A 19,141-nucleotide genomic window follows, 5' to 3' on the forward strand; every position below is an offset into this window, starting at 1 on the left:
GACCACGCGCGCCGCGGCGCCGCGCGTCGAGGTGGTTACCCGGGAGTTAACTCGCGCGGGTCGTCCCGCGCTCCACCAGCCGCACGGGCACGACGACGTGCTCGGGCTCCGGCGTCGCGCCGTCGATGCGGCGCTGCAGCAGGCGAGCGGCGTGGTGCGCGACGGCGTCGCGGCCAGGGTCGACCGACGTCAGACCCGGCACGGTGAACTCGGCGAGGTCCAGGTTGTCGAAGCCGACCACCTGCACGTCCTGCGGCACGCGCCGTCCCGCCTCGGCCAGGCCCGCGAGGACGCCGACCGCCGTGGAGTCGGTGACGGCGAAGACGCCGTCGTAGTCGACGCCGGAGCGCTCGAGGTGGCGCACCGCCTCCCGGCCGACCTCGGGTCCGACCCCCGCACCCGGTGCCACGAGCGCCGGGTCCGCCGTCAGACCGGCGCCCTCGTGCGCGCGCACCCAGCCGGCCCGGCGGATCGCCGCCATCCCGGCGCCGTCGTGGGGCCCGCCGGGGTCACCACCGGCGATCGCGATCCGCCGCGACCCGGTCGCGAGCATGCGTGCGGTCGCGAGCGCGGCACCCTCGGCGTTGGCCAGCATCACGTGGTCGAACCTCTCGGGCACCTCCACCTCGCCGAGCAGCACGAGCGGCGCCGTCGTGCGCACGCCCTCGATCTCCGTCAGGGTGAGACCGGCGACCGACAGGATCACGCCGTCGTACATCGAGAGCCGCACGCTCGAGAGCGCAGCCAGCTCGTTCTCCGGCCGTGCCCCGGTGCTCTCCACGACCAGGTGGCGGCCCTGCGCGCCGAACGCCGCCGCGAGCCGGTCGGCGATCTCGTCGAAGTACGTCTGGAAGCCCGGCACCACGAACGCGACGGTGTCGGTCCGGCCCGCGCGCAGGTGCCGCGCGGTCAGGTTGATCTCGTAGCCCAGGTGGGCCACGACGTCGAGCACGCGCGCGCGGGTCTCCTTGCCCACGCGCGGGCGATCGTTGAGCACGTTGGACACCGTCATCATCGAGACCCCGGCCGCGCGCGCGACGTCGTTCATCGTGACCACGGCGGTCGCCTACGGGATCCGCTGGAGCGTGGTGTGGTCGTCCGTGGGCAGGTAGGGGTCCGACGTCGCGAGCACCTTGAGGCGGTCCAGGGTGAGGCGAGCGCCGTAGCTGGACAGGAACGCGGTGTCGGACGCGTCGCGGCCGGTCGCGATGCGGACCAGCGTCTGGCGCGGGGCCAGCCGCGTGGGGTCGACGACGTGCCAGCCGCCCTCGATCCAGGCCTCCGCCACGGCGTGGAAGTCCATCGGGAACAGCCCCGGCGCGTAGACCGCGGTCAGCCGCGCCGGCACGTCCAGCGCGCGCAGGAGCGCGACGGCGACGTGCGCGAAGTCCCGGCACACGCCCTGGCGGGCCAGGAGGGTCTCGACCGCGCCGTCGGTGGGACGGCTCCAGCCCGGCGTGTAGCGCAGGTGCTGGTTGACCCACGCGGCCACGGCCTGCAGCAGGTCGCGGCCGGACAGGCCCGCGAACTCGGCGCGCGAGGTGCCGAGGAACTTGTCGGACTCCGCGTACCGGCTCGGCCGCAGGTACATCAGCAGGTCGATCGGCCCACCGGCCTCGCCGACGATCTCCTCGCCCTCCGCGTCGTCGTGCGCGGCGGCGAGCTCGTCCCAGATGGTGTCCACGGTCGCGTGGTAGTTCAGCACCAGCGGGGTGCCCGAGATCCCAGGGTTGACCGTGAGGTCGTGCACGACGCCGTTGTGCGGCGCCGGGATCTCGGTCGCCTCGACGAGCTCGTCGCCGAGGTGGATGGTGAGCCTCTCGTCGATCCGCAGCCCCGGCACGCGCGCGACCGCGACCATGAAGGCGAGCTGGGCCTCGCCCTCGCTGAGGGTCAGCTCGAGGGTGGAGGAGACGCTGCGGCGCATGGGTGGGCTCCGGGGGAGTCGACGAGCGGGGAGGTCCCCAGGCTAGAGCCTCGGCGGGGGCTCTCCGCATCGACGCGTGCCAACCCCGTGGTGGGCGGGGGAGGATGGAGCCCATGACTGAGGCAGGCGGATCCCACGAGCACTCCGGCCGGTACCGGCGCCCCGCGGCGCTCGACCCCGTCCGCGCGGCCCAGGTGCCGGGCGGTGTCGATCCGGCGGCGCGCGCCCAGGCGGCGCACGTGACGGCGCACGCCCTGCTGGGCCGCGGCCACGAGGTCGGCATCGAGCCGGAGGAGGTCGGCCGACTGGTCAGGCTCGTGGAGACCGAGGGGGTCGACACGGTCGCCTCCCTCTGGGCCGACAGCGCCGGCGACTCCCTCCCCGGGTCGCTGTGGCGGCTGTACATGCTGCGCGAGTGGATCCGCCGCGCACCGCTCGAGGTCGCCGACCGCTACGCGCTCGGCTCGAAGCGCGCCGAGGTGGCCGACGTCGTCGTCGGGCTGCCGCACCCGCCGTCGCCCGAGGAGGTGGCGGCGCTCGCGGACGCCGTGCTCGCCGGGGCGGTGACGGCCGACCTCGACGTCGCGCTCGACCGCGCCGCAGCGTTCTACCGCGTGGTCGGCACGGGCACCGCGCTCGACGCCGACCTGCACGACCTCCCGCACGGCGAGGAGGCCGAGGTCGCCACGCGTCGCGCCGCCAACCTCGTGCGCACGTCCGAGGAGCTGCGCCAGGCCGCGCGCAAGGCCCGCGCCGGGACGCTCCAGTGACCTGCCTCGTGCCGCCCGTCGAGCCCGAGGTGCCCGACGACGCCGCGCGCGCCCAGGTCCTCGCCCTCGCCGAGCGGGCCGAGGCGGTCGACGGCGTCGCCCCGCTCTCGGAGGCCCACCTCCTCGCGCTGCGGGAGCCCGGCGTGACGCAGCTGCTCCACCGCGGCGGTGCGGACGGTGCCGTCGACGGTGCGGCGATCCACGCCGACGGCTCCGTCGAGATCGTCGTCGACCCCGCCGCGCGACGCCGGGGGATCGCCTCGCTGCTCGCCGCGTCGGTCGAGGCGCTGTCGGTCGGGACCGCGTACTGGGCCCACGGCGACCTGCCGCCCGCGCGGGGCTTCGCGGCCGCCGTCGGGCTCGAGCCGGTGCGCGAGCTGCTCAAGCTGGGGCGGGCGCTCACGGCGCAGGACGCCGCGCGGGCGGCGGACCCCGAGGTGCGCTCGCTCGCGCAGCGCACCGGCGACGACGCCCGCGAGCGGCACCTGACGGCGTGGCTCGCGCTGAACGCGCTCGCGTTCGCCGACCACCCCGAGCAGGGGCGGTGGACGCGCGGGGACCTGGACGCGCGGCTGGGCGAGGACTGGTTCGACCCGTCGACGCTGTGGGTGCTGGACGCCGAAGGCTTCGAGCCCACCGGAGCCGCCGCGAGCGTCTGGGTCAAGCACCCGGCCGGCGAGAGCGCCGAGGTCTACGTCCTCGCGTCCCACCCCGACCGCGCGGGGCAGGGCCTGGGTCGGCGCCTGCTCGAGCACGCGCTGGGCGAGATCGCCCGGGCGGGCGCCGACGACGTCGAGCTGTACGTCGACGGCGGGAACGCTGCGGCCCGCCGGCTCTACGAACGCGCGGGGTTCACGGTGCGAACGAGGGACGTCCAGTACGTGACAACCTCGCGGCCCGCTGGAGAGGGTGCCACGATAGGCGCATGACCGACACATCCCTCGCCGGCCCGACCGGCGAACTCGACGACGACGCTGCGGCCGCCTCCGACCTGGCCGAGGACCTCGAGGACCTCGAGGACCTGCGCGAGGAGGAGAGCGAGGACGCCGCGGCGGAGGCTCTCGTGAGCGCCACCGTCCCGTTCCAGCAGCAGCCCTCCGACGAGGTCGACGGCGAGCTCGACGGTGCTGTCGACGCCGGCGGCGCGGAGGCGGGTAGGGGCGAGACCGACGAGCTGACCCCCCTCCCGGCCGACCGGTTCGCCGACCGCGAGATCTCCTGGCTCGCGTTCAACGAGCGCGTGCTCGAGCTCGCCGAGGACCCCTCGATGCACCTGCTCGAGCGGTGCCGGTTCGCGGCGATCTTCGCCTCCAACCTGGACGAGTTCTTCATGGTCCGCGTGGCCGGCCTCAAGCGCCGCATCGCGACCGGCCTCGCGGTGACGGCGGCCTCGGGCCTGACCCCGCGTCAGGTCCTCGAGGAGATCTCGACGCGCGCCCGCGAGCTCATGCAGCGTCACGCCCGCGTGTTCTCCGACCTGCTGGCGCCGGCGCTGGCGGCCGAGCAGATCACGTTCGTGCACTGGGACGACCTCGGTTCGGGCGAGCAGGACCGCCTGCACAAGTACTTCCGCAAGCAGATCTTCCCGGTGCTGACGCCCCTCGCCGTCGACCCGGCGCACCCGTTCCCCTACATCTCGGGGCTCTCGCTCAACCTCGCGGTCGTCGTGAAGAACCCCTCCACGGAGAAGGAGCACTTCGCGCGCGTCAAGGTGCCGCCGTCCCTGCCGCGCTTCATCGCGGTCGACGAGGCCGTCGCGAAGGGCGAGCTCAACCCCTCGCCCGTGCGCCGGTTCATCTCCCTCGAGGAGCTGATGGCCGCACACCTGCACTACCTCTTCCCCGGGATGGAGGTCGTGGAGCACCACTCCTTCCGCGTCACGCGCAACGAGGACCTGGAGGTCGAGGAGGACGACGCCGAGAACCTCCTCAAGGCCCTCGAGAAGGAGCTGCTGCGCCGCCGGTTCGGCCCCGCCGTCCGGCTCGAGCTCGCCCCCGACATCTCGCCCCAGGTGCGACGCCTCCTGGTGCGCGAGCTCGGTGTCAGCGAGCACGAGGTGTACGAGCTCCCCGCGCCGCTCGACCTCACCGGCCTGAACGTGGTGGCCGACGTCGACCGTCCCGACCTGCAGTACCCGCGGTTCGTGGGGCGCACGCCGCGCGCGCTCGCCGACGTCGAGAGCGCCAGCCCGACCGACTTCTTCGCCGCGATCCGCGAGCGCGACATCCTGCTGCACCACCCGTACGACTCCTTCTCCACGAGCGTGCAGCAGTTCCTGGCGCAGGCGGCCGCCGACCCGACCGTCCTGGCGATCAAGCAGACCCTGTACCGCACCTCGGGCGACTCCCCGATCGTGGACGCGCTGATCGACGCGGCCGAGGCGGGCAAGCAGGTGCTCGCCATCGTCGAGATCAAGGCCCGCTTCGACGAGCAGGCCAACATCTCCTGGGCGCGCAAGCTCGAGCAGGCGGGCGTGCACGTGGTCTACGGCATCGTCGGGCTCAAGACGCACTGCAAGCTGTCGCTGGTGGTGCGGCAGGAGGCCGACGGCCTGCGCCGCTACTGCCACATCGGCACCGGGAACTACAACCCCAAGACGGCGCGCATCTACGAGGACCTCGGTCTGCTGACGTGCGACGGCGAGGTGGGCCAGGACCTCACGCGCCTGTTCAACCAGCTCTCGGGCTACGCGCCCAAGTCGCGCTTCCATCGGCTGCTCGTGGCGCCGCGGTCGATCCGCGGCGGTCTGATCGAGCGCATCGAGCGCGAGATCGACAACCACCGCGCCGGCAAGGAGGCGTGGATCAACATCAAGGTGAACTCGATCGTCGACGAGGCCACGATCGACGCGCTCTACCGCGCGTCGCAGGCGGGCGTGAAGGTCGGCGTCGTGGTGCGCGGCATCTGTGCCATCAAGGCCGGCGTGCCCGGGCTCAGCGAGAACATCACGGTGCGCTCGATCCTCGGCCGGTTCCTCGAGCACTCGCGCATCTACGCGTTCGCCGGCGGCGGTGACCCGGAGTACTTCATCGGCAGCGCGGACCTCATGCACCGCAACCTCGACCGCCGCGTGGAGGTCCTGGTCCGTCTGGTCGACCCCGACCACCTCGCGACCCTCGCGAACCTGTTCGCGACGTCGCTGGCCGACACGACGGAGTCGTGGCACCTGCGTGACGTGGACGGCGAGCAGCAGTGGGTGCGCGTCTCCACGAACGACGCGGGCGAGCGCCTGCTCCACCTCCAGGCGAGCCTGATGCCGCGGTCGCGGCAGCGGGCCCGTGTCCGGACCGGCATCCGCTGACGCGGTGGCGAGCCTGGCTGTCGGCGGGGCACCCGCGATGACGACGACGGCGCAGCGCGTCCCCGCGGCGGTGCACGCCGCCGGGGCGGTGGTGTGGCGCGTGAGCGGCAAGCACCTCGAGGTGCTGCTCGTCCACCGCCCCCGCTACGACGACTGGTCGCTGCCCAAGGGCAAGCTCGACCCGGGGGAGTCGCTGCCCGGGTGCGCCGTGCGCGAGGTCGCCGAGGAGACCGGCCAGCCGGTCGTGCTCGGCGTCCCGCTGCCGGGCGTGCGCTACCGGCTCGACGACGGACGCCTGAAGGTCTGCCACTACTGGGCGGCCCGCGTCGTCGAACCGACCCACCCCGCCGTGCTCGCGCGCGGCGCCGTGCCGCTGTGCGATCCCGACGAGATCGACGACGCCCGGTGGCTGCGCGCGAACCTCGCCCGCGACCTGCTGACCCGCCCCGCCGACCGAGCCCCGCTCGACGCGCTGGTGGACCAGTGGGAGGACGGCGTCCTCGACACCCGCGCGTTCGTGGTCCTGCGGCACGCGCGCGCCCGCAAGCGCAGCGCGTGGGGCGGCGGCGAGACCGACCGGCCGCTCACGGCGACCGGGCTGCACGACGCCGCCGGGCTCGTCAGCACGCTCGCGGCGTTCGGCGTGGCCGACGTGTTCTCGAGCCCGTGGGAGCGCTGCGTCGCCACGGTCGCGCCGTACACGAGCGCGGCTCAGCTCGACGTCATCGCGGTGCCCGAGATCACCGAGGCCGCGAACGCGAAGCGCCCCAGCGGCGCGGCGCGGACGGTCGACCGTCTGCTGGCCGCGTTCCGCTCGCGCCGGGGTGGCGACAAGCACGCCGAGAAGGTGGCCGACGGCGCCGTGCTGTGCACGCACCGCCCCGTCCTGCCCACGGTGTTGGAGACCCTGTCGGCCCGCGCGCCGCGCCGCGTCAGCGCGCTCTTCCCGACGGCGAACCCCTATCTGCGCACCGGCGAGATGCTCGTGGCGCACGTGCTGCCGCGTCACCGGCGCGGCGTCCGCGTGCACGCCGTCGAGCGCCGTCGACCCTCTGACTGAGCCTCGGACTGAGGTTCTGGCCGCCCGTGATCCACCTCACATCGAGAAAGGTGTCGACCCTCGTTCAACCGCTGTTCACCTTCCGCGGGCGGGCCGGTCATCCGGCGTCCCTACGTTGTCGTCATGGCGGGCGTGCATGCGCCCCGCCCACACGACGAGAGGGATGTTTGACGTGAAGAAGTCGATCCGCCGCGGGATGATCACCACCCTCGCTGCCAGCACCGCCCTGGTCCTCGCCGCCTGCGGCGGCGGCGTGACCGCCGACGAGAGCCCCTCCGGCTCCACCTCGGACGGCGGCACCGAGTCCTCGACCGGCGACACCGAGGCCCCCGAGGCCGGTTCGCTCAGCGGCAACCTGCCCGGCGCGGGCGCCTCCTCGCAGGGCAAGGCGCAGGAGGGCTGGATCGCGGGCTTCGGCGACCTCGAGCAGGGCGTCACGGTCACCTACGACGGCGTCGGCTCCGGCGGCGGCCGCGAGCAGTTCCTGTCCTCCGGCGTGCTGTTCGCCGGCAGCGACTCCGCGCTCAAGGAGGACGAGCTCGCCTCGGCCACCGACCGCTGCTTCGGCGGCGAGGCCGTCGAGCTCCCGCTCTACATCTCGCCGATCGCGGTCATCTACAACCTCCCCGACACCGGCGTGGACAACATCCAGCTCGACGCCGCCACGCTCGCGCAGATCTTCCGTGGCGAGATCACGACGTGGGACGACGCGGCCATCGCCGACCAGAACCCCGACGCGACCCTGCCGTCCACCGCCATCACGGTCGTGAACCGCTCCGACGACTCGGGCACCACCGAGAACTTCACCGAGTACCTCTTCGAGGCCTCGGAGGGCACCTGGACCGACGAGGCCAGCGACGCGTGGCCCCTGCCGTCGCAGCAGTCCGGTGACGGCACCTCCGGCATGGTGACCACGGTCTCCGCCGCCGAGGGTGCGATCGGCTACGCCGACGCCTCGCAGGCCGGCGACCTCGGCACCGTCGCGCTCCAGGTGGGCGAGGAGTACGTGCCGTTCAGCCCGGAGGCCGCCGCGGCCGCCGTCGACGCCTCGCCGCTCAGCGACGACGCGACCGAGAAGCGGATCACCTACCAGCTCGACCGCACCACCACCGAGGCCGGCGTCTACCCGCTGGTGCTGATCTCCTACCTCATCGGCTGCGACACCTACGACGACGCGTCCGACGCGGCGAACGTCAAGGCGTACTTCGACTACATCGCCAGCGAGGACGGCCAGAGCCGTGCGAACGAGGCGGCCGGCGTCGCGCCGATCTCCGACGACCTGCGCACGCAGGTCGAGGCGGCCATCGAGATGATCTCGGCGTCCTGATCATCCAGGACAATCGCTGACCAGGCGCTGCGGCGGCACCCGAGGAGGGTGTCGCCGCAGCGCCGGGTCAGCACCTCTCCCACGCAGAAGGAAGGGATCACGTGAGCACCGACGTCACGCCGGAGGCACCCGGCGCCGAGGGTAGACCCCTCGCGTCACGACGAGGCACCACCCCCGGGCGCTTCGGCAACCGCCTGTTCGCAGGGCTGTCCACCGCGTCCGGCATCCTCATCCTGGTGACCCTCGCGGCCGTCGCGATCTTCCTCGTCCGCGAGGCGCTGCCGGCCATCACCGCCTCCCCGGCGGCGTACGCCGACTTCACGCGTGACCTGAACCTGGGTCAGTACATCGGCCCGCTGGTCTTCGGTACCGTCCTGGCGGCGCTCATCGCGCTGGTCATCGCGGTCCCGCTCTCGATCGGCATCGCGCTCTTCATCGCGCACTACGCGCCGAAGCGGCTCTCGGGTCCCGTCGCCTACGTGGTCGACCTGCTCGCCGCGATCCCGTCCGTGGTCTACGGCCTGTGGGGCTTCTTCTGGCTCGTGCCGAAGATCGGTCCGATCATGGACTGGATCTCCCAGAAGCTCGGCTTCATCCCGATCTTCGCGGACTACGCCCCGCCCGCGAAGAACGTCACCTCCGCCGCGATCGTGCTCGCCGTCATGATCCTCCCGATCATCACGGCCGTCTCGCGCGAGGTGTTCCTGCAGACGCCGCGCCTCCACATCGAGGCCTCGCTCGCGCTCGGCGCCACCCGCTGGGAGGTCGCCCGCCAGGCGATCCTGCCGTTCGGTCGCTCGGGCGTGATCTCCGCCTCGATGCTCGGCCTCGGCCGCGCGCTCGGCGAGACGATGGCCGTGCTGATGATCCTCGCGCCGTTCGCGCGCGGCACCGAGGTCTACAGCATCAAGATCCTCGCGAGCGCCGAGCACCAGACCATCGCCGCCAACATCGCGCAGCAGATCCGCGAGGCGCACGGCATGGGCGTCAGCGTGCTCATCGCGAGCGGCCTCGCGCTGTTCGCCATCACCCTCGTCGTCAACATGGCCGCGCGCTGGATCGTCGCGCGCCGCGCCGCCTTCTCGGGAGCCAACTGATGACCGCCGTGACCGACCGGCCCGTGCCGGCCCCCGACGTCGCCCCGAACTTCACCACCAGCCCCTCCGGGCGTCGCCGCAAGCGGACGAACGCCATCATGGCGACGCTCGTGACGCTCGCGTTCCTCATCGCGCTGGTGCCGCTGATCTCGCTCCTGACGGAGGTCGTGATCCGCGGCGGGTCGATGCTGACGTGGCAGTTCATCTCCACCGACATGACCGGCGTCTTCGGCGACTCGCCCGACGGCGGCGTCCGTCACGCGATCCTCGGCACGCTCCAGATCACCGGTCTCGCGACCCTGATCTCGGCCCCGATCGGCCTGTTCGCCGCGGTCTACCTGGTGGAGTACGGCCACGGCCGGCTGGCGAAGACGCTGACGTTCTTCGTCGACGTCATGACGGGCATCCCCTCGATCGTGGCGGGCCTCTTCGCCGTCGCCCTGTTCGCGATCCTCATCGGCCCGGCCTACCGCTCGGGCGTCATGGGCGCGATCGCGCTGTCCGTGCTGATGATCCCCGTCGTGGTGCGCTCGTGCGAGGAGATGCTCAAGCTCGTCCCGAACGAGCTGCGCGAGGCCTCGTACGCGCTCGGCGTCCCGAAGTACCTGACGATCATCAAGGTCGTGCTGCGCACGTCGCTGGCCGGCATCGTCACCTCGATCGTGCTGGCCATCGCCCGCGTGATCGGTGAGACCGCGCCGCTGCTCCTCACCGTCGGTATCGTCACGTCGATGAACACCAGCATGCTCGACGGTCGGGTCGCTACGCTGCCGGTGTTCGCCTACAGCCAGTACAGCCAGGACGCCCTCGGTGTCGGCGCGGACCGCGCCTGGGGCGCCGCCCTCGTCCTGATCCTCATCATCATGATCCTCAACCTCGTCGCCCGGTTCATCTCGAGCCGGTTCTCGATCGCCGAGAAGTAAGCCAAGGAGAACCCTCATGTCCAAGCGGATCGACGTCAGCGACCTCGACATCTACTACGGCGACTTCAAGGCGGTGCAGGGCGTCACCATGGCGATCGAGCCCCGCTCGGTCACCGCTCTCATCGGCCCGTCCGGCTGCGGCAAGTCGACCTTCCTGCGCACGCTCAACCGCATGCACGAGGTCATCCCCGGCGCGCGCGTCGAGGGCAAGGCCGTCATGGACGGCGTCGACATCTACGGCTCCGGCGTCGACCCGGTCGAGGTCCGCCGCCAGATCGGGATGGTCTTCCAGCGCCCGAACCCGTTCCCCACGATGTCGATCAGGGAGAACGTGCTCGCCGGCGTGAAGCTGAACAACCGCCGCATGCCGAAGGCCGCGGCCGACGAGCTGGTCGAGGGGTCGCTCCGGCACGCGAACCTGTGGAACGAGGTCAAGGACCGGCTCGACAAGCCCGGCTCCGGCCTCTCGGGCGGTCAGCAGCAGCGGCTGTGCATCGCGCGCGCGATCGCCGTCTCCCCGCAGGTGCTCCTCATGGACGAGCCGTGCTCGGCCCTGGACCCGATCTCCACGCTCGCGATCGAGGACCTGATCCACGAGCTCAAGGAGGACTACACGATCGTGATCGTGACGCACAACATGCAGCAGGCCTCCCGCGTCTCCGACCGCACCGGGTTCTTCAACCTCGAGGCGACCGGTCAGCCGGGCCAGCTCGTGGAGATGGACGACACCACCACGATGTTCTCCGCCCCGAGCAAGAAGGCGACCGAGGACTACATCTCGGGCCGCTTCGGGTGATCCTCAGCCCCTTCTGAGCTCCGCGACGACGGCCGGTCCCCACGGGGGCCGGCCGTCTCGTCGTCGGGCAGCAGCGCCCCGTGCCTACAGCAGGACGGAGTGGACCAGCCAGAACGTCAGCGCGGCCATCAGCGCCGCCATCGGGATGGTCAGCACCCACGCGATCGCGATGTTCTTGGCGACGCCCCAGCGCACGGCCGAGAGACGCTTGGTCGCGCCGACGCCCATGATCGCCGACGTGATCGTCTGCGTCGTGGAGACGGGGGCGTGCAGACCCATCGCCATCACGTAGAGGACGACGGCGGAGACCGACTCGGCCACGAACCCGCGCGCCGGGTCGAGGTCGATGATCTTGCGGCCCAGGGTGCGCATGATGCGCCAGCCGCCCGAGTACGTGCCGAGCGAGATGGCCGCGGCGGCCGCGAGCTTCACCCACAGCGGGATGCCGTCCTCGGGCTGTGCCCAGCCGACCGTCAGCAGCGCCAGGAAGATGACGCCCATCGTCTTCTGCGCGTCCTGCAGGCCGTGCCCCAGCGCCATCGCCGCGGCGGAGACGGTCTGCGCGAGACGGAAGCCGCGCGTCGTCGGACCGGGTCGGGCGTTCCGGAAGATCCACAGCACCGCGATCATCAGACCGAACGCGAACGAGAAGCCGACGATCGGCGAGACGACCATCGGGATGACGACCTTGTCGACCACCTCGCCCCACTGCACCACGAACGACCCGGCCAGCCCGGCGCCGACGAGACCGCCGATGAGGGCGTGCGAGGAGGAGGAGGGCATGCCGAGCCACCACGTGATGAGGTTCCAGGCGATCGCCCCGATCAGCGCGGCGAGCACCACCACGAGGGCCGTGTGGGCGTGCGCGGAGTCGGAGACGTCCAGGCTGACGATGCTGGTCGCGATCGTCTCGGCCACCGAGGTGCCCAGCAGCGCTCCGACGAAGTTCATCACCGCCGCCATCAGCAGGGCGGCGCGGGGCGTGAGGGCGCGCGTGGAGACCGACGTCGCGATGGCGTTCGCGGCGTCGTGGAAGCCGTTGGTGTAGTCGAAGGTGAGAGCGAGCGCGACGACGGCGACGACGAGGGCGATCTCCACCGATCAGGCTTCCTTGAGGACGATGGTCTCGATGGCGTTCGCGACGCGTTCGAACCCGTCGATCGCCGACTCCAGCAGATCGGCGATCTCCTTGATCTTCATGATCTCGATCGGGTCGGTGCCGGCCGGGGTGAGTCCGTCGAAGATGTCGCTCAGCAGCTGGCGGTGGGTGCGGTCGCCCTCGTTCTCGAGGCTGTTGATCTCGACCCAGAACTCCCGCAGGTTCTTCATCGTCGACAGGCGCGGCATCGCCTCGGCCGTGAGCTCGGCGCAGCGCTGCAGCACGCCGACCTGCTCGACGACGCCCGCGGGCAGCTCGCCCATCCGGTACAGCACGACGAGGTCGGCGACCTCCTCCATGTCGTCCATGCAGTCGTCGAGACGCCCGGCGAGGTCGTAGATGTCGTCGCGGTCGAACGGCGTCACGAACGTCTCGTTGATGCGGCGCAGGATCGCGTGCGTGGCCTCGTCGGCCCGGTGCTCGGTCTCGCGCATCGTCTCCGCCAGGGCGACCCTCGCCTCGGGGGCGCTGCCCACGAGCTGCGCCAGCACCCCGCTGCCGACCGGCAGGAGCCGGGCCTGCTGGGTCAGGAGGTCGAACAGGGAGGTGTCGCGAGGCTTGAGTCGCAGACGCACGGGGGCTCCGGTGGGGTCGGGCGGACATGCTGACGAGGCGGCGTCGGAGCGGAGACTGCCTCTCGGCACGCGGCCGGCCGGCCCGTGGAGCTGGTGGCCCGGGGCCTGCCCGCCCGACGTCGTCGCAACTGTAGCCCCTGGGTGACGACCGGGTGACGTGAGAGCCAACAGCAGGGAAACGTTGGAAAGACGGGCGGCAACGACCGATTGACGGCGTCGGCAACGACGAGTTGACGCCGTCGCCGGCAGGCCGCGGCGAGGTGGGGGAGGGTGCGTTCAGGCGCGCGCGCTGCGCGCCGGCGGGACCACGGGGAGGTCGGGCGCGCCGTCGTCGGGCGGCGTCGTCAGGGGGGTCGACGCCTCCTCGCGGCGGTCGCGGGGCGGCTCGAACCGGTACCCGACGTTGCGGACGGTGCCGATCAGCGTCTCGTGCTCGATGCCGAGCTTGGCGCGGAGACGACGGACGTGGACGTCGACCGTGCGGGTGCCCCCGTAGTAGTCGTAGCCCCACACCTCCTGAAGCAGCTGGGCGCGCGTGAAGACGCGTCCCGGGTGCTGCACGAGGTACTTGAGGAGCTCGAACTCCTTGTAGGTGAGGTCGAGCGCGCGACCGCGCAGGCGGACCGTGTAGCCGCTCGGGTCGATCGCGAGCTCACCGGCCTGGATCTCGGCGTCCTCGTCGGCCACGCGCTGCTGCCGCGTGCCGTCGGTCAGGAGGCGCAGCCGGGTCGAGAGCTCGGCCGGACCCGCCGTGTCGAGCACGATGTCGTCCGTGCCCCAGTCGGCGTTCACGACCGTCAGTCCGCCCTCGGTCAGGACGAGCAGGAGCGGCACCGTCAGACCGGTCGAGCGGATGAGTCGGCACGTGGTGCGCGCCAGGGCGAGGTCGCGGCGCCCGTCCAGGACCACGAGGTCGGAGTCCGGCGCGTCGAGCAGCGCGGAGGGCTCGACGGGGAGCACGCGCACCCGGTGGCTCAGGAGTCCGAGGGCGGGCAGGACCTGTGACGAACCCCCCGGTTCAGACGTCAGCAGCAGCAGCTCGGCCACGCGCGTCCCTTCGCTCGGGTGGACGGATCGGCCCCCACTGTATTGCAGTACCGTGGTCGAGGCCTTGCGGGGCTATCTGACGGACGGACGAGGGAGTGGTGGGTGCGGACCCTGATCGGCGCATCGACCCGTGCCGTCATCAGCTCCGTGGCCACCGCGGCCTTCGCCGCGGTCGCCCTGGTGAGCTGGGACGCGGCCCTCGCGATCATGGTGGTGCTCGTCCTCGTGTTCGCCTGGGGCTGGCCCCAGCTGCTGGCCCTGCCGGCGTTCACGGGCACCCGCGTGCTCCTCGCGCTGACCGCCGTCGCGGCCTTCGCGGCCGTCTGGTTCTCCGGGGACCTGCGCCACCTGACGCTGGTGGCCGCCCTCGCCGTCGTGGCGGCGTTCGTGCGCGAGTTCGCCCGGCGCGACGGTCGCCCTCGCCTCATCGAGTCGCTCGCCGCCTCGGCCGCCGGCATCGTCGTGATCGTCTCGGCCGCCGGCTGGGTCGCGATCGGTGACGGGCCGGAGCAGCTGACCGTCGTGCTGACGGCGGGCGTCGCGCTCGCGGCCGGCGCCGCGTGCGCCGCGATCCACCTCCCGCCGTGGCCGCACGCGATCCTCACGATCGTCGCCGCCACGGTCGTCGGCGTCGGCGGCGGCTACTTCCTGCCGGAGGTCGGCTACGTCGTCGCCGGCCTCATCGGCTTCTCGGCGGGGCTGCTGAGCGCCGCGCTGCACGCGCTGCTGGGCCGCTACCCCTCGGCCGGGCGGCCCGCCGCCGCGCTCGCCGCGGCCGTGCTCCCCGTCGCCGTCGTCGGCATCCCGGTGTACGTGCTGCTGCGGTTCTTCCTCGTCTGAGAGGGTCGCCACGGCTCGCCCGCCACGTAGGCTGGGGCCATGAGCATGCTCCACCTCGTCTTCACCGCGCTGATCGCCGTCGTGGCGATCGCCATCATGTGGTTCGCCGTCTACGTCGTGTACCGGTTGCTGAAGCAGCAGAGTCGCTGATGTCGTTCGAGCTTCCCGACGACCTCTCACCCGATCTCTACCCGCTCGCCTGGCTCGTCGGCAGCTGGCGCGGCGCGGGGGTGATGGCCTACCCGGACATCCCCGAGCGGTCGATCGTCGTCGACGTCGAGCTGACGCACGACGGCGGCCCCTACCTCGCGTACTCCTCGACCATCTCGCTGCTCGAGGGTGAGCTGCCGGACCGCGAGCAGCCGTTCGAGGCGGCCGACCTCGTGCCCGGCGCCGTCTGGTCGCGCGAGTCCGGGTTCTGGCGTCCGTCCTCGGACGGCGAGGCCGTCCCGGTCGTCGGCGCCCCGGCCGACGCCCCGGCCCCCAGCGGCCTGGAGGTCGTGATCGCCGAGGCGAGCGGGCACGTCTCCATCCACCTCGGCTCGGCCCAGGGCCCGCGCGTCGACCTCGTCACGCACCACGTGGGGCGCACCGCGACCGCGTCGGACGTCGTCGCGCAGCGCCGCATGTACGGCTGGGTCCGCGGGGAGATCTTCTTCTCGATCGAGCTCGCGGCCTTCGGTCACGAGCTGCAGTCCTACGCCACCGGGCGCCTGGTGCGGTTCGCGCCGGCGGCCGCCGCGTGAGGAGCTGAGGCGCTGATGCTTCCGGTCCACGGCGCCGTCGTCTCCGGCGCACCCGACGCGGGTGTCGCCGCGCACTACGGCGACCCCTCGCGCGAGCAGCGGATGCTGGCCGCGGGTCGTGCCGTCGTCGACCTGAGCCACCTCGGCGTCGTCACCGTCACCGGTTCCGACCGCCTGAGCTGGCTCGACACGCTCTCCTCGCAGCGCGTGCGGACGCTCGCCCCGGGCGAGAGCGCCGAGCTCCTGCTCCTCGACGTCCACGGCCGGGTCGAGCACTCCGCCGCGCTGGTGGACGACGGCGTGCACGCCTTCCTCGTCACCGAGGCCGCCCACGCGGAGCCGCTGGCCGCCTACCTCGACCGGATGCGCTTCATGCTCGACGTCGCGGTGGCGACCGCGCACGTCGCGGTGCTCGGCGTCGTCCTGTCCGGCGCCTCCGCGGGCCTGGCCGCGATCGCCGAGGCGGCCGACGCCGTCGCCGCCGACCGCGACGCGTCGCCCACCGACGTGCTCCGGACCACCTGGCGCGACCCCTGGCCCGGCGTCGTGGCCGGCGGCACCCGGTACGCCGTGGTCGCCGACCACCCCGGCGCCCTCACGCCCACCGCGTACGCGCTCGTGGCCGGTGAGGCGTTCGACGACGTCGTGGCCCACCTCCTGCGCGCCGGTGTCCCGGTGGCCGGGACGCTCGCGTGGGAGGCGCTGCGCGTCGCTGCCTGGCGGCCGCGCCTCGGGCGCGAGGTCGACGACAGGACGATGCCGCACGAGCTCGACTGGCTGCGCACCGCCGTCCACCTGGACAAGGGCTGCTACCGGGGTCAGGAGGGCGTGGCCCGCACCTACAACCTGGGCAGGCCGCCGCGTCGCCTCACGATGCTGCACCTCGACGGGTCCGACCACCTGCTGCCGGAGCCCGGCGCCGCCGTCGCCCTGGGGGAGAAGGTCGTCGGACGCGTGACGTCCGCCGCGCGTCACCACGAGCTCGGCCCCGTCGCGCTCGCGATCCTCAAGCGGTCCGTCCCGGTCGACGTCGAGCTGCGCGTGCAGGGTCCGGCCGGTGACATCTCGGCGTCGCAGGAGATCGTCGTCGGTGCCGACGGCCACGGCGAGGGCCGGCCCGAGGCCCGCGGCCCCGTCACCCCGGGGCTGCGCCGCCGGACCGAGTGATCCTCCGGTGAGCGGCGTCCGCGTCCGTGTGCCGCGCGGGGTGCTGCTCGGCGTGGGCCGGGCGCGCGACGCCGTCGGCCCCGTCGCCTGGGTGAGCCTCGCCACGGGCGTGGCGTACGCCGTCGCCGGCCTCGTGGTGGGCCACACCTATCCGTTCTTCGCCGCGGTCGCGTGCTTCTCGGCGCTGGGCTTCACCGCCGACGTGCAGCCGCGCCGCGTGGGCGAGGTGGCGCTGGGCATCTCGCTCGGGGTCGCCATGGGGGAGGCCATCCAGGTCCAGTTCGGCTCGGGCCCGGTGCAGACCGCGCTCGTCGTGTTCGTCGCGACGCTCATCGCGAAGGCCCTGGACCCCTCGCCCGTGCTGACCACGCAGTCGGCGGTGCAGGCGATCGTCGTGCTCGGGCTCCCGCTGATGTCCTCCTCCGGCGGCGGCATCGGGCGGTGGACGGACGCGCTCATCGGAGGCGCCGTCGCCCTGGTCTTCTCGCTCTTCATCCCGCGCGACCCGCGGCGCCGTCCCCGCAACCTCGCGCGGCGCACGCTCGGCGAGCTCGCCGAGGTGCTCACCCGGCTGGGCCGCGGCCTGCACACGGGGGACGGGGCCGCCGTCGCCGACTCCCTGGACCGTGCCCGCTCGACCCAGGCGATGCTCGTGGCGTGGGAGTCGGCCGTCAGCGCGTCCGGGTCGACGGCAAAGCTCTCGCCGGCCTGGCACCGGCACGTCGCCGCCGTGGCGGACCTGGCCGACGCGTGCGAGTACACCGACCGCGCCATCCGCACGACGCGGGTGCTGGCCCGCCGCTCGGCCGTCGCCGTGCGCGACGGCTGGCGCGACGAGCAGCTCGCCGGGATCGTGGAGGAGCTCGGGATCGTGACCCGCCGTCTCGGCGGCCTGATCGGCTCGGGGCGGCCGGGGTCCGAGGCCGCGCAGGACCTCCGCGAGATCGCCGCACGCCTGGGGACGACGGGGGAGCGGGACCCGGTGCGGCACACGCTCCTGTCTCTGCTGCGTTCGATCACGTACGACCTGCTGCGCGCCGCGGGCCAGGACGAGCGGGCGACGGCGGAGGCGCTGCGGCAGCCGCCGCCCACCGCCCCGTAGGCTTGCCGTGTGACCGGGCTGATCCAGTACTACGTGTTCATCGCGCTGTTCCTCGTCGGCTTCGCCCTCGAGGTGTGGGCGCTGGCCGACGCGCTCCGCCGCCCGGCCGGGGCCTACGTCACGGCCGAGAAGCGCACCAAGCAGTTCTGGATCGCGATCCTCGCCGCTGGCGCCCTGTTCGGCTACCTCTCGGTGCCGCGGTTCGCGATCTTCGGCGTCGCGTTCGGGTTCGGGCTCCCGCTCCTCATCGGCCTGATCGCCGTGCTCCCGGCCGCGATCTACCTCGCGGACGTCAAGCCCGAGGTCATCCGCTTCACGCCGCGCCGCCCCGGGACCGGCTCGGGCCCGACCGGTCGCTGGTAGTCGGGGCGTTCCGTGCGCGCCCTGCTGCAGCGCGTCGACTCCGCACGGGTGGTCGTCGCGGGCGACGTCGTCGGTGAGGTGAGCGGCGAGGGGCTGCTCGCGCTGATCGGTGTCACGCACGACGACGGCGCCGCCGAGGTCGCCCACGTCGCGCGCAAGATCGCCCACCTGCGTCTCCTGCGGGGCGAGCGCTCGGTGCTCGACGCCGGGGCCGACGTGCTCGTCGTCAGTCAGTTCACGCTCTACGGCGACGTCAGGAAGGGCCGCCGACCCACCTGGAGCGCGGCGGCGCCGGGCGACGTGGCGCAGCCGCTGGTCGACGCCGTCGTGACCGCGCTGCGGGAGCTCGGTGTCACCGTGGCGACGGGGGTGTTCGGGGCCGACATGCGCGTGGACCTGACCAACGACGGTCCGACGACGATCCTCGTGGACACCGCGGCCGGCTGAGGCCGCGGCCGGGCGCGTCGCTCGACCTCAGCCCTCGTCGCCGGACGGCTCCTGCGCGAACATCTCGGCCGCCTTCGCCTGGTCCATGAAGAAGGGCTCCCACACGTGACCGTCCAGGTCGCGGAAGCTGCGCGTGTACATGAAGCCGAGGTCCTCGGTCTCGCGCGCCCGGGTGCCGCCCGCGGCGATCACCCTCTCGTACAGGGCGTCGACGGCGTCGCGGCCGTCCAGGTCGAACGACAGCAGCACCTGCGTGGTCGCGCGGGAGTCCGACGGCGCCGTGCCGGGCAGGAAGCGTGCGAACGACTCCGGCTCGTGCAGCATCACGGAGACGGAGTCGGGCAGGAGCTCCAGGCACAGGACGGTGTCCGTGGAGAAGGTGGGGTCGAACGTGTAGCCGAGAGCTGACCAGAACTCCCGCGTGGCCGCGGCGCTGGTGATCTGGAGGTTGGGGAAGAACATGGGTGTCTCCTCGTTCGGGCCGGTGCGTCCGG

The 19,141-nt window shown here is 72.8% G+C and carries 20 protein-coding genes; 14 read left to right on the forward strand and 6 right to left on the reverse strand.

All coding sequences use genetic code 11. The features are described from left to right. Positions 1–46 precede the first annotated feature (46 nt). Both SERN_RS08405 and SERN_RS08410 read right to left on the reverse strand, forming a co-directional pair. A complete protein-coding gene (locus tag SERN_RS08405) occupies positions 47–1,048 on the reverse strand; it encodes a LacI family DNA-binding transcriptional regulator (RefSeq protein ID WP_135849839.1) in 1,002 nt (333 codons plus the stop codon). Between the two features lie 18 nt (positions 1,049–1,066). Next, the gene (locus SERN_RS08410) at positions 1,067–1,927 is read right to left on the reverse strand and encodes a transglutaminase-like domain-containing protein (RefSeq protein WP_135849634.1); all 861 of its coding nucleotides are present in this window, start codon (positions 1,925–1,927) and stop codon (positions 1,067–1,069) included. 113 nt (positions 1,928–2,040) lie between these two features. Between SERN_RS08410 and SERN_RS08415 the strand changes: the two genes are divergently transcribed. From SERN_RS08415 to pstB, 8 genes are all read left to right on the forward strand, one after another. Continuing rightward, complete coding sequence (locus tag SERN_RS08415) at positions 2,041–2,697, forward strand: hypothetical protein (protein WP_135849635.1); 657 nt, start codon at positions 2,041–2,043, stop codon at positions 2,695–2,697. Next, on the forward strand, positions 2,694–3,626 hold the full coding sequence (gene mshD, locus SERN_RS08420; RefSeq protein ID WP_199241550.1) for a mycothiol synthase: 933 nt from the start codon (positions 2,694–2,696) through the stop codon (positions 3,624–3,626). Before SERN_RS08415 ends, mshD begins: the two co-directional genes overlap by 4 nt. Beyond that, positions 3,623–5,998 (forward strand): RNA degradosome polyphosphate kinase, encoded by a 2,376-nt coding sequence (locus SERN_RS08425; protein ID WP_233251553.1) that lies wholly within the window; start codon positions 3,623–3,625, stop codon positions 5,996–5,998. The genes mshD and SERN_RS08425 overlap by 4 nt, the downstream gene beginning before the upstream one ends. Before the next feature lie 4 nt (positions 5,999–6,002). Next, a complete protein-coding gene (locus SERN_RS08430; protein ID WP_233251554.1) occupies positions 6,003–7,058 on the forward strand; it encodes an NUDIX hydrolase in 1,056 nt (351 codons plus the stop codon). A gap of 163 nt (positions 7,059–7,221) precedes the next feature. Next, positions 7,222–8,385, forward strand: a complete 1,164-nt coding sequence (gene pstS, locus SERN_RS08435) for a phosphate ABC transporter substrate-binding protein PstS (protein ID WP_408640863.1) — start codon at positions 7,222–7,224, stop codon at positions 8,383–8,385. Positions 8,386–8,486: 101 nt separating this feature from the next. Next, entirely contained in the window at positions 8,487–9,482 is a 996-nt protein-coding gene (gene pstC / locus SERN_RS08440; protein ID WP_135849637.1) for a phosphate ABC transporter permease subunit PstC, read from the forward strand. After that, complete coding sequence (gene pstA, locus SERN_RS08445; RefSeq protein ID WP_135849638.1) at positions 9,482–10,405, forward strand: phosphate ABC transporter permease PstA; 924 nt, start codon at positions 9,482–9,484, stop codon at positions 10,403–10,405. The genes pstC and pstA overlap by 1 nt, the downstream gene beginning before the upstream one ends. A 16-nt stretch (positions 10,406–10,421) precedes the next feature. Then, positions 10,422–11,201 carry a phosphate ABC transporter ATP-binding protein PstB gene (gene pstB, locus SERN_RS08450; protein ID WP_135849639.1) on the forward strand — a complete coding sequence of 260 codons (780 nt, stop codon included), beginning with the start codon at positions 10,422–10,424 and terminating at the stop codon, positions 11,199–11,201. 84 nt (positions 11,202–11,285) lie between these two features. Here pstB and SERN_RS08455 read toward each other — a convergent pair whose 3' ends face one another. The 3 genes from SERN_RS08455 to SERN_RS08465 all read right to left on the reverse strand — a co-directional run bounded on the left by SERN_RS08455 (position 11,286) and on the right by SERN_RS08465 (position 13,982). Beyond that, positions 11,286–12,299, reverse strand: coding sequence for an inorganic phosphate transporter (locus SERN_RS08455; RefSeq protein ID WP_135849640.1), 1,014 nt, complete (start codon positions 12,297–12,299; stop codon positions 11,286–11,288). A 3-nt stretch (positions 12,300–12,302) separates the two neighbouring features. Continuing rightward, a complete protein-coding gene (locus tag SERN_RS08460; protein WP_135849641.1) occupies positions 12,303–12,935 on the reverse strand; it encodes a DUF47 domain-containing protein in 633 nt (210 codons plus the stop codon). A 276-nt stretch (positions 12,936–13,211) separates the two neighbouring features. After that, on the reverse strand, positions 13,212–13,982 hold the full coding sequence (locus tag SERN_RS08465; protein ID WP_135849642.1) for a response regulator transcription factor: 771 nt from the start codon (positions 13,980–13,982) through the stop codon (positions 13,212–13,214). 102 nt (positions 13,983–14,084) lie between these two features. Between SERN_RS08465 and SERN_RS08470 the strand changes: the two genes are divergently transcribed. The 6 genes from SERN_RS08470 to dtd all read left to right on the forward strand — a co-directional run bounded on the left by SERN_RS08470 (position 14,085) and on the right by dtd (position 18,647). Next, the gene (locus SERN_RS08470) at positions 14,085–14,822 is read left to right on the forward strand and encodes a hypothetical protein (protein WP_135849643.1); all 738 of its coding nucleotides are present in this window, start codon (positions 14,085–14,087) and stop codon (positions 14,820–14,822) included. Positions 14,823–14,971: 149 nt separating this feature from the next. Beyond that, on the forward strand, positions 14,972–15,568 hold the full coding sequence (locus SERN_RS08475; protein WP_135849644.1) for an FABP family protein: 597 nt from the start codon (positions 14,972–14,974) through the stop codon (positions 15,566–15,568). Positions 15,569–15,583: 15 nt separating this feature from the next. Further along, positions 15,584–16,735 (forward strand): CAF17-like 4Fe-4S cluster assembly/insertion protein YgfZ, encoded by a 1,152-nt coding sequence (gene ygfZ, locus SERN_RS08480; protein WP_135849645.1) that lies wholly within the window; start codon positions 15,584–15,586, stop codon positions 16,733–16,735. A gap of 7 nt (positions 16,736–16,742) precedes the next feature. After that, positions 16,743–17,837 carry an FUSC family protein gene (locus tag SERN_RS08485; RefSeq protein ID WP_158292615.1) on the forward strand — a complete coding sequence of 365 codons (1,095 nt, stop codon included), beginning with the start codon at positions 16,743–16,745 and terminating at the stop codon, positions 17,835–17,837. A 9-nt stretch (positions 17,838–17,846) separates the two neighbouring features. Beyond that, positions 17,847–18,200, forward strand: coding sequence for a DUF2516 family protein (locus SERN_RS08490; protein ID WP_135849647.1), 354 nt, complete (start codon positions 17,847–17,849; stop codon positions 18,198–18,200). Positions 18,201–18,212: 12 nt separating this feature from the next. After that, complete coding sequence (gene dtd, locus SERN_RS08495; protein WP_135849648.1) at positions 18,213–18,647, forward strand: D-aminoacyl-tRNA deacylase; 435 nt, start codon at positions 18,213–18,215, stop codon at positions 18,645–18,647. A 27-nt stretch (positions 18,648–18,674) separates the two neighbouring features. Here the strand turns inward: dtd and SERN_RS08500 are convergent, their stop codons facing one another. Then, complete coding sequence (locus SERN_RS08500) at positions 18,675–19,109, reverse strand: VOC family protein (protein WP_135849649.1); 435 nt, start codon at positions 19,107–19,109, stop codon at positions 18,675–18,677. Between the last annotated feature and the right edge of the window lie 32 nt (positions 19,110–19,141).

Origin of the sequence: Serinibacter arcticus (genome assembly GCF_004786095.1) — a bacterium.
Lineage (GTDB): Bacteria > Actinomycetota > Actinomycetes > Actinomycetales > Beutenbergiaceae > Litorihabitans > Litorihabitans arcticus.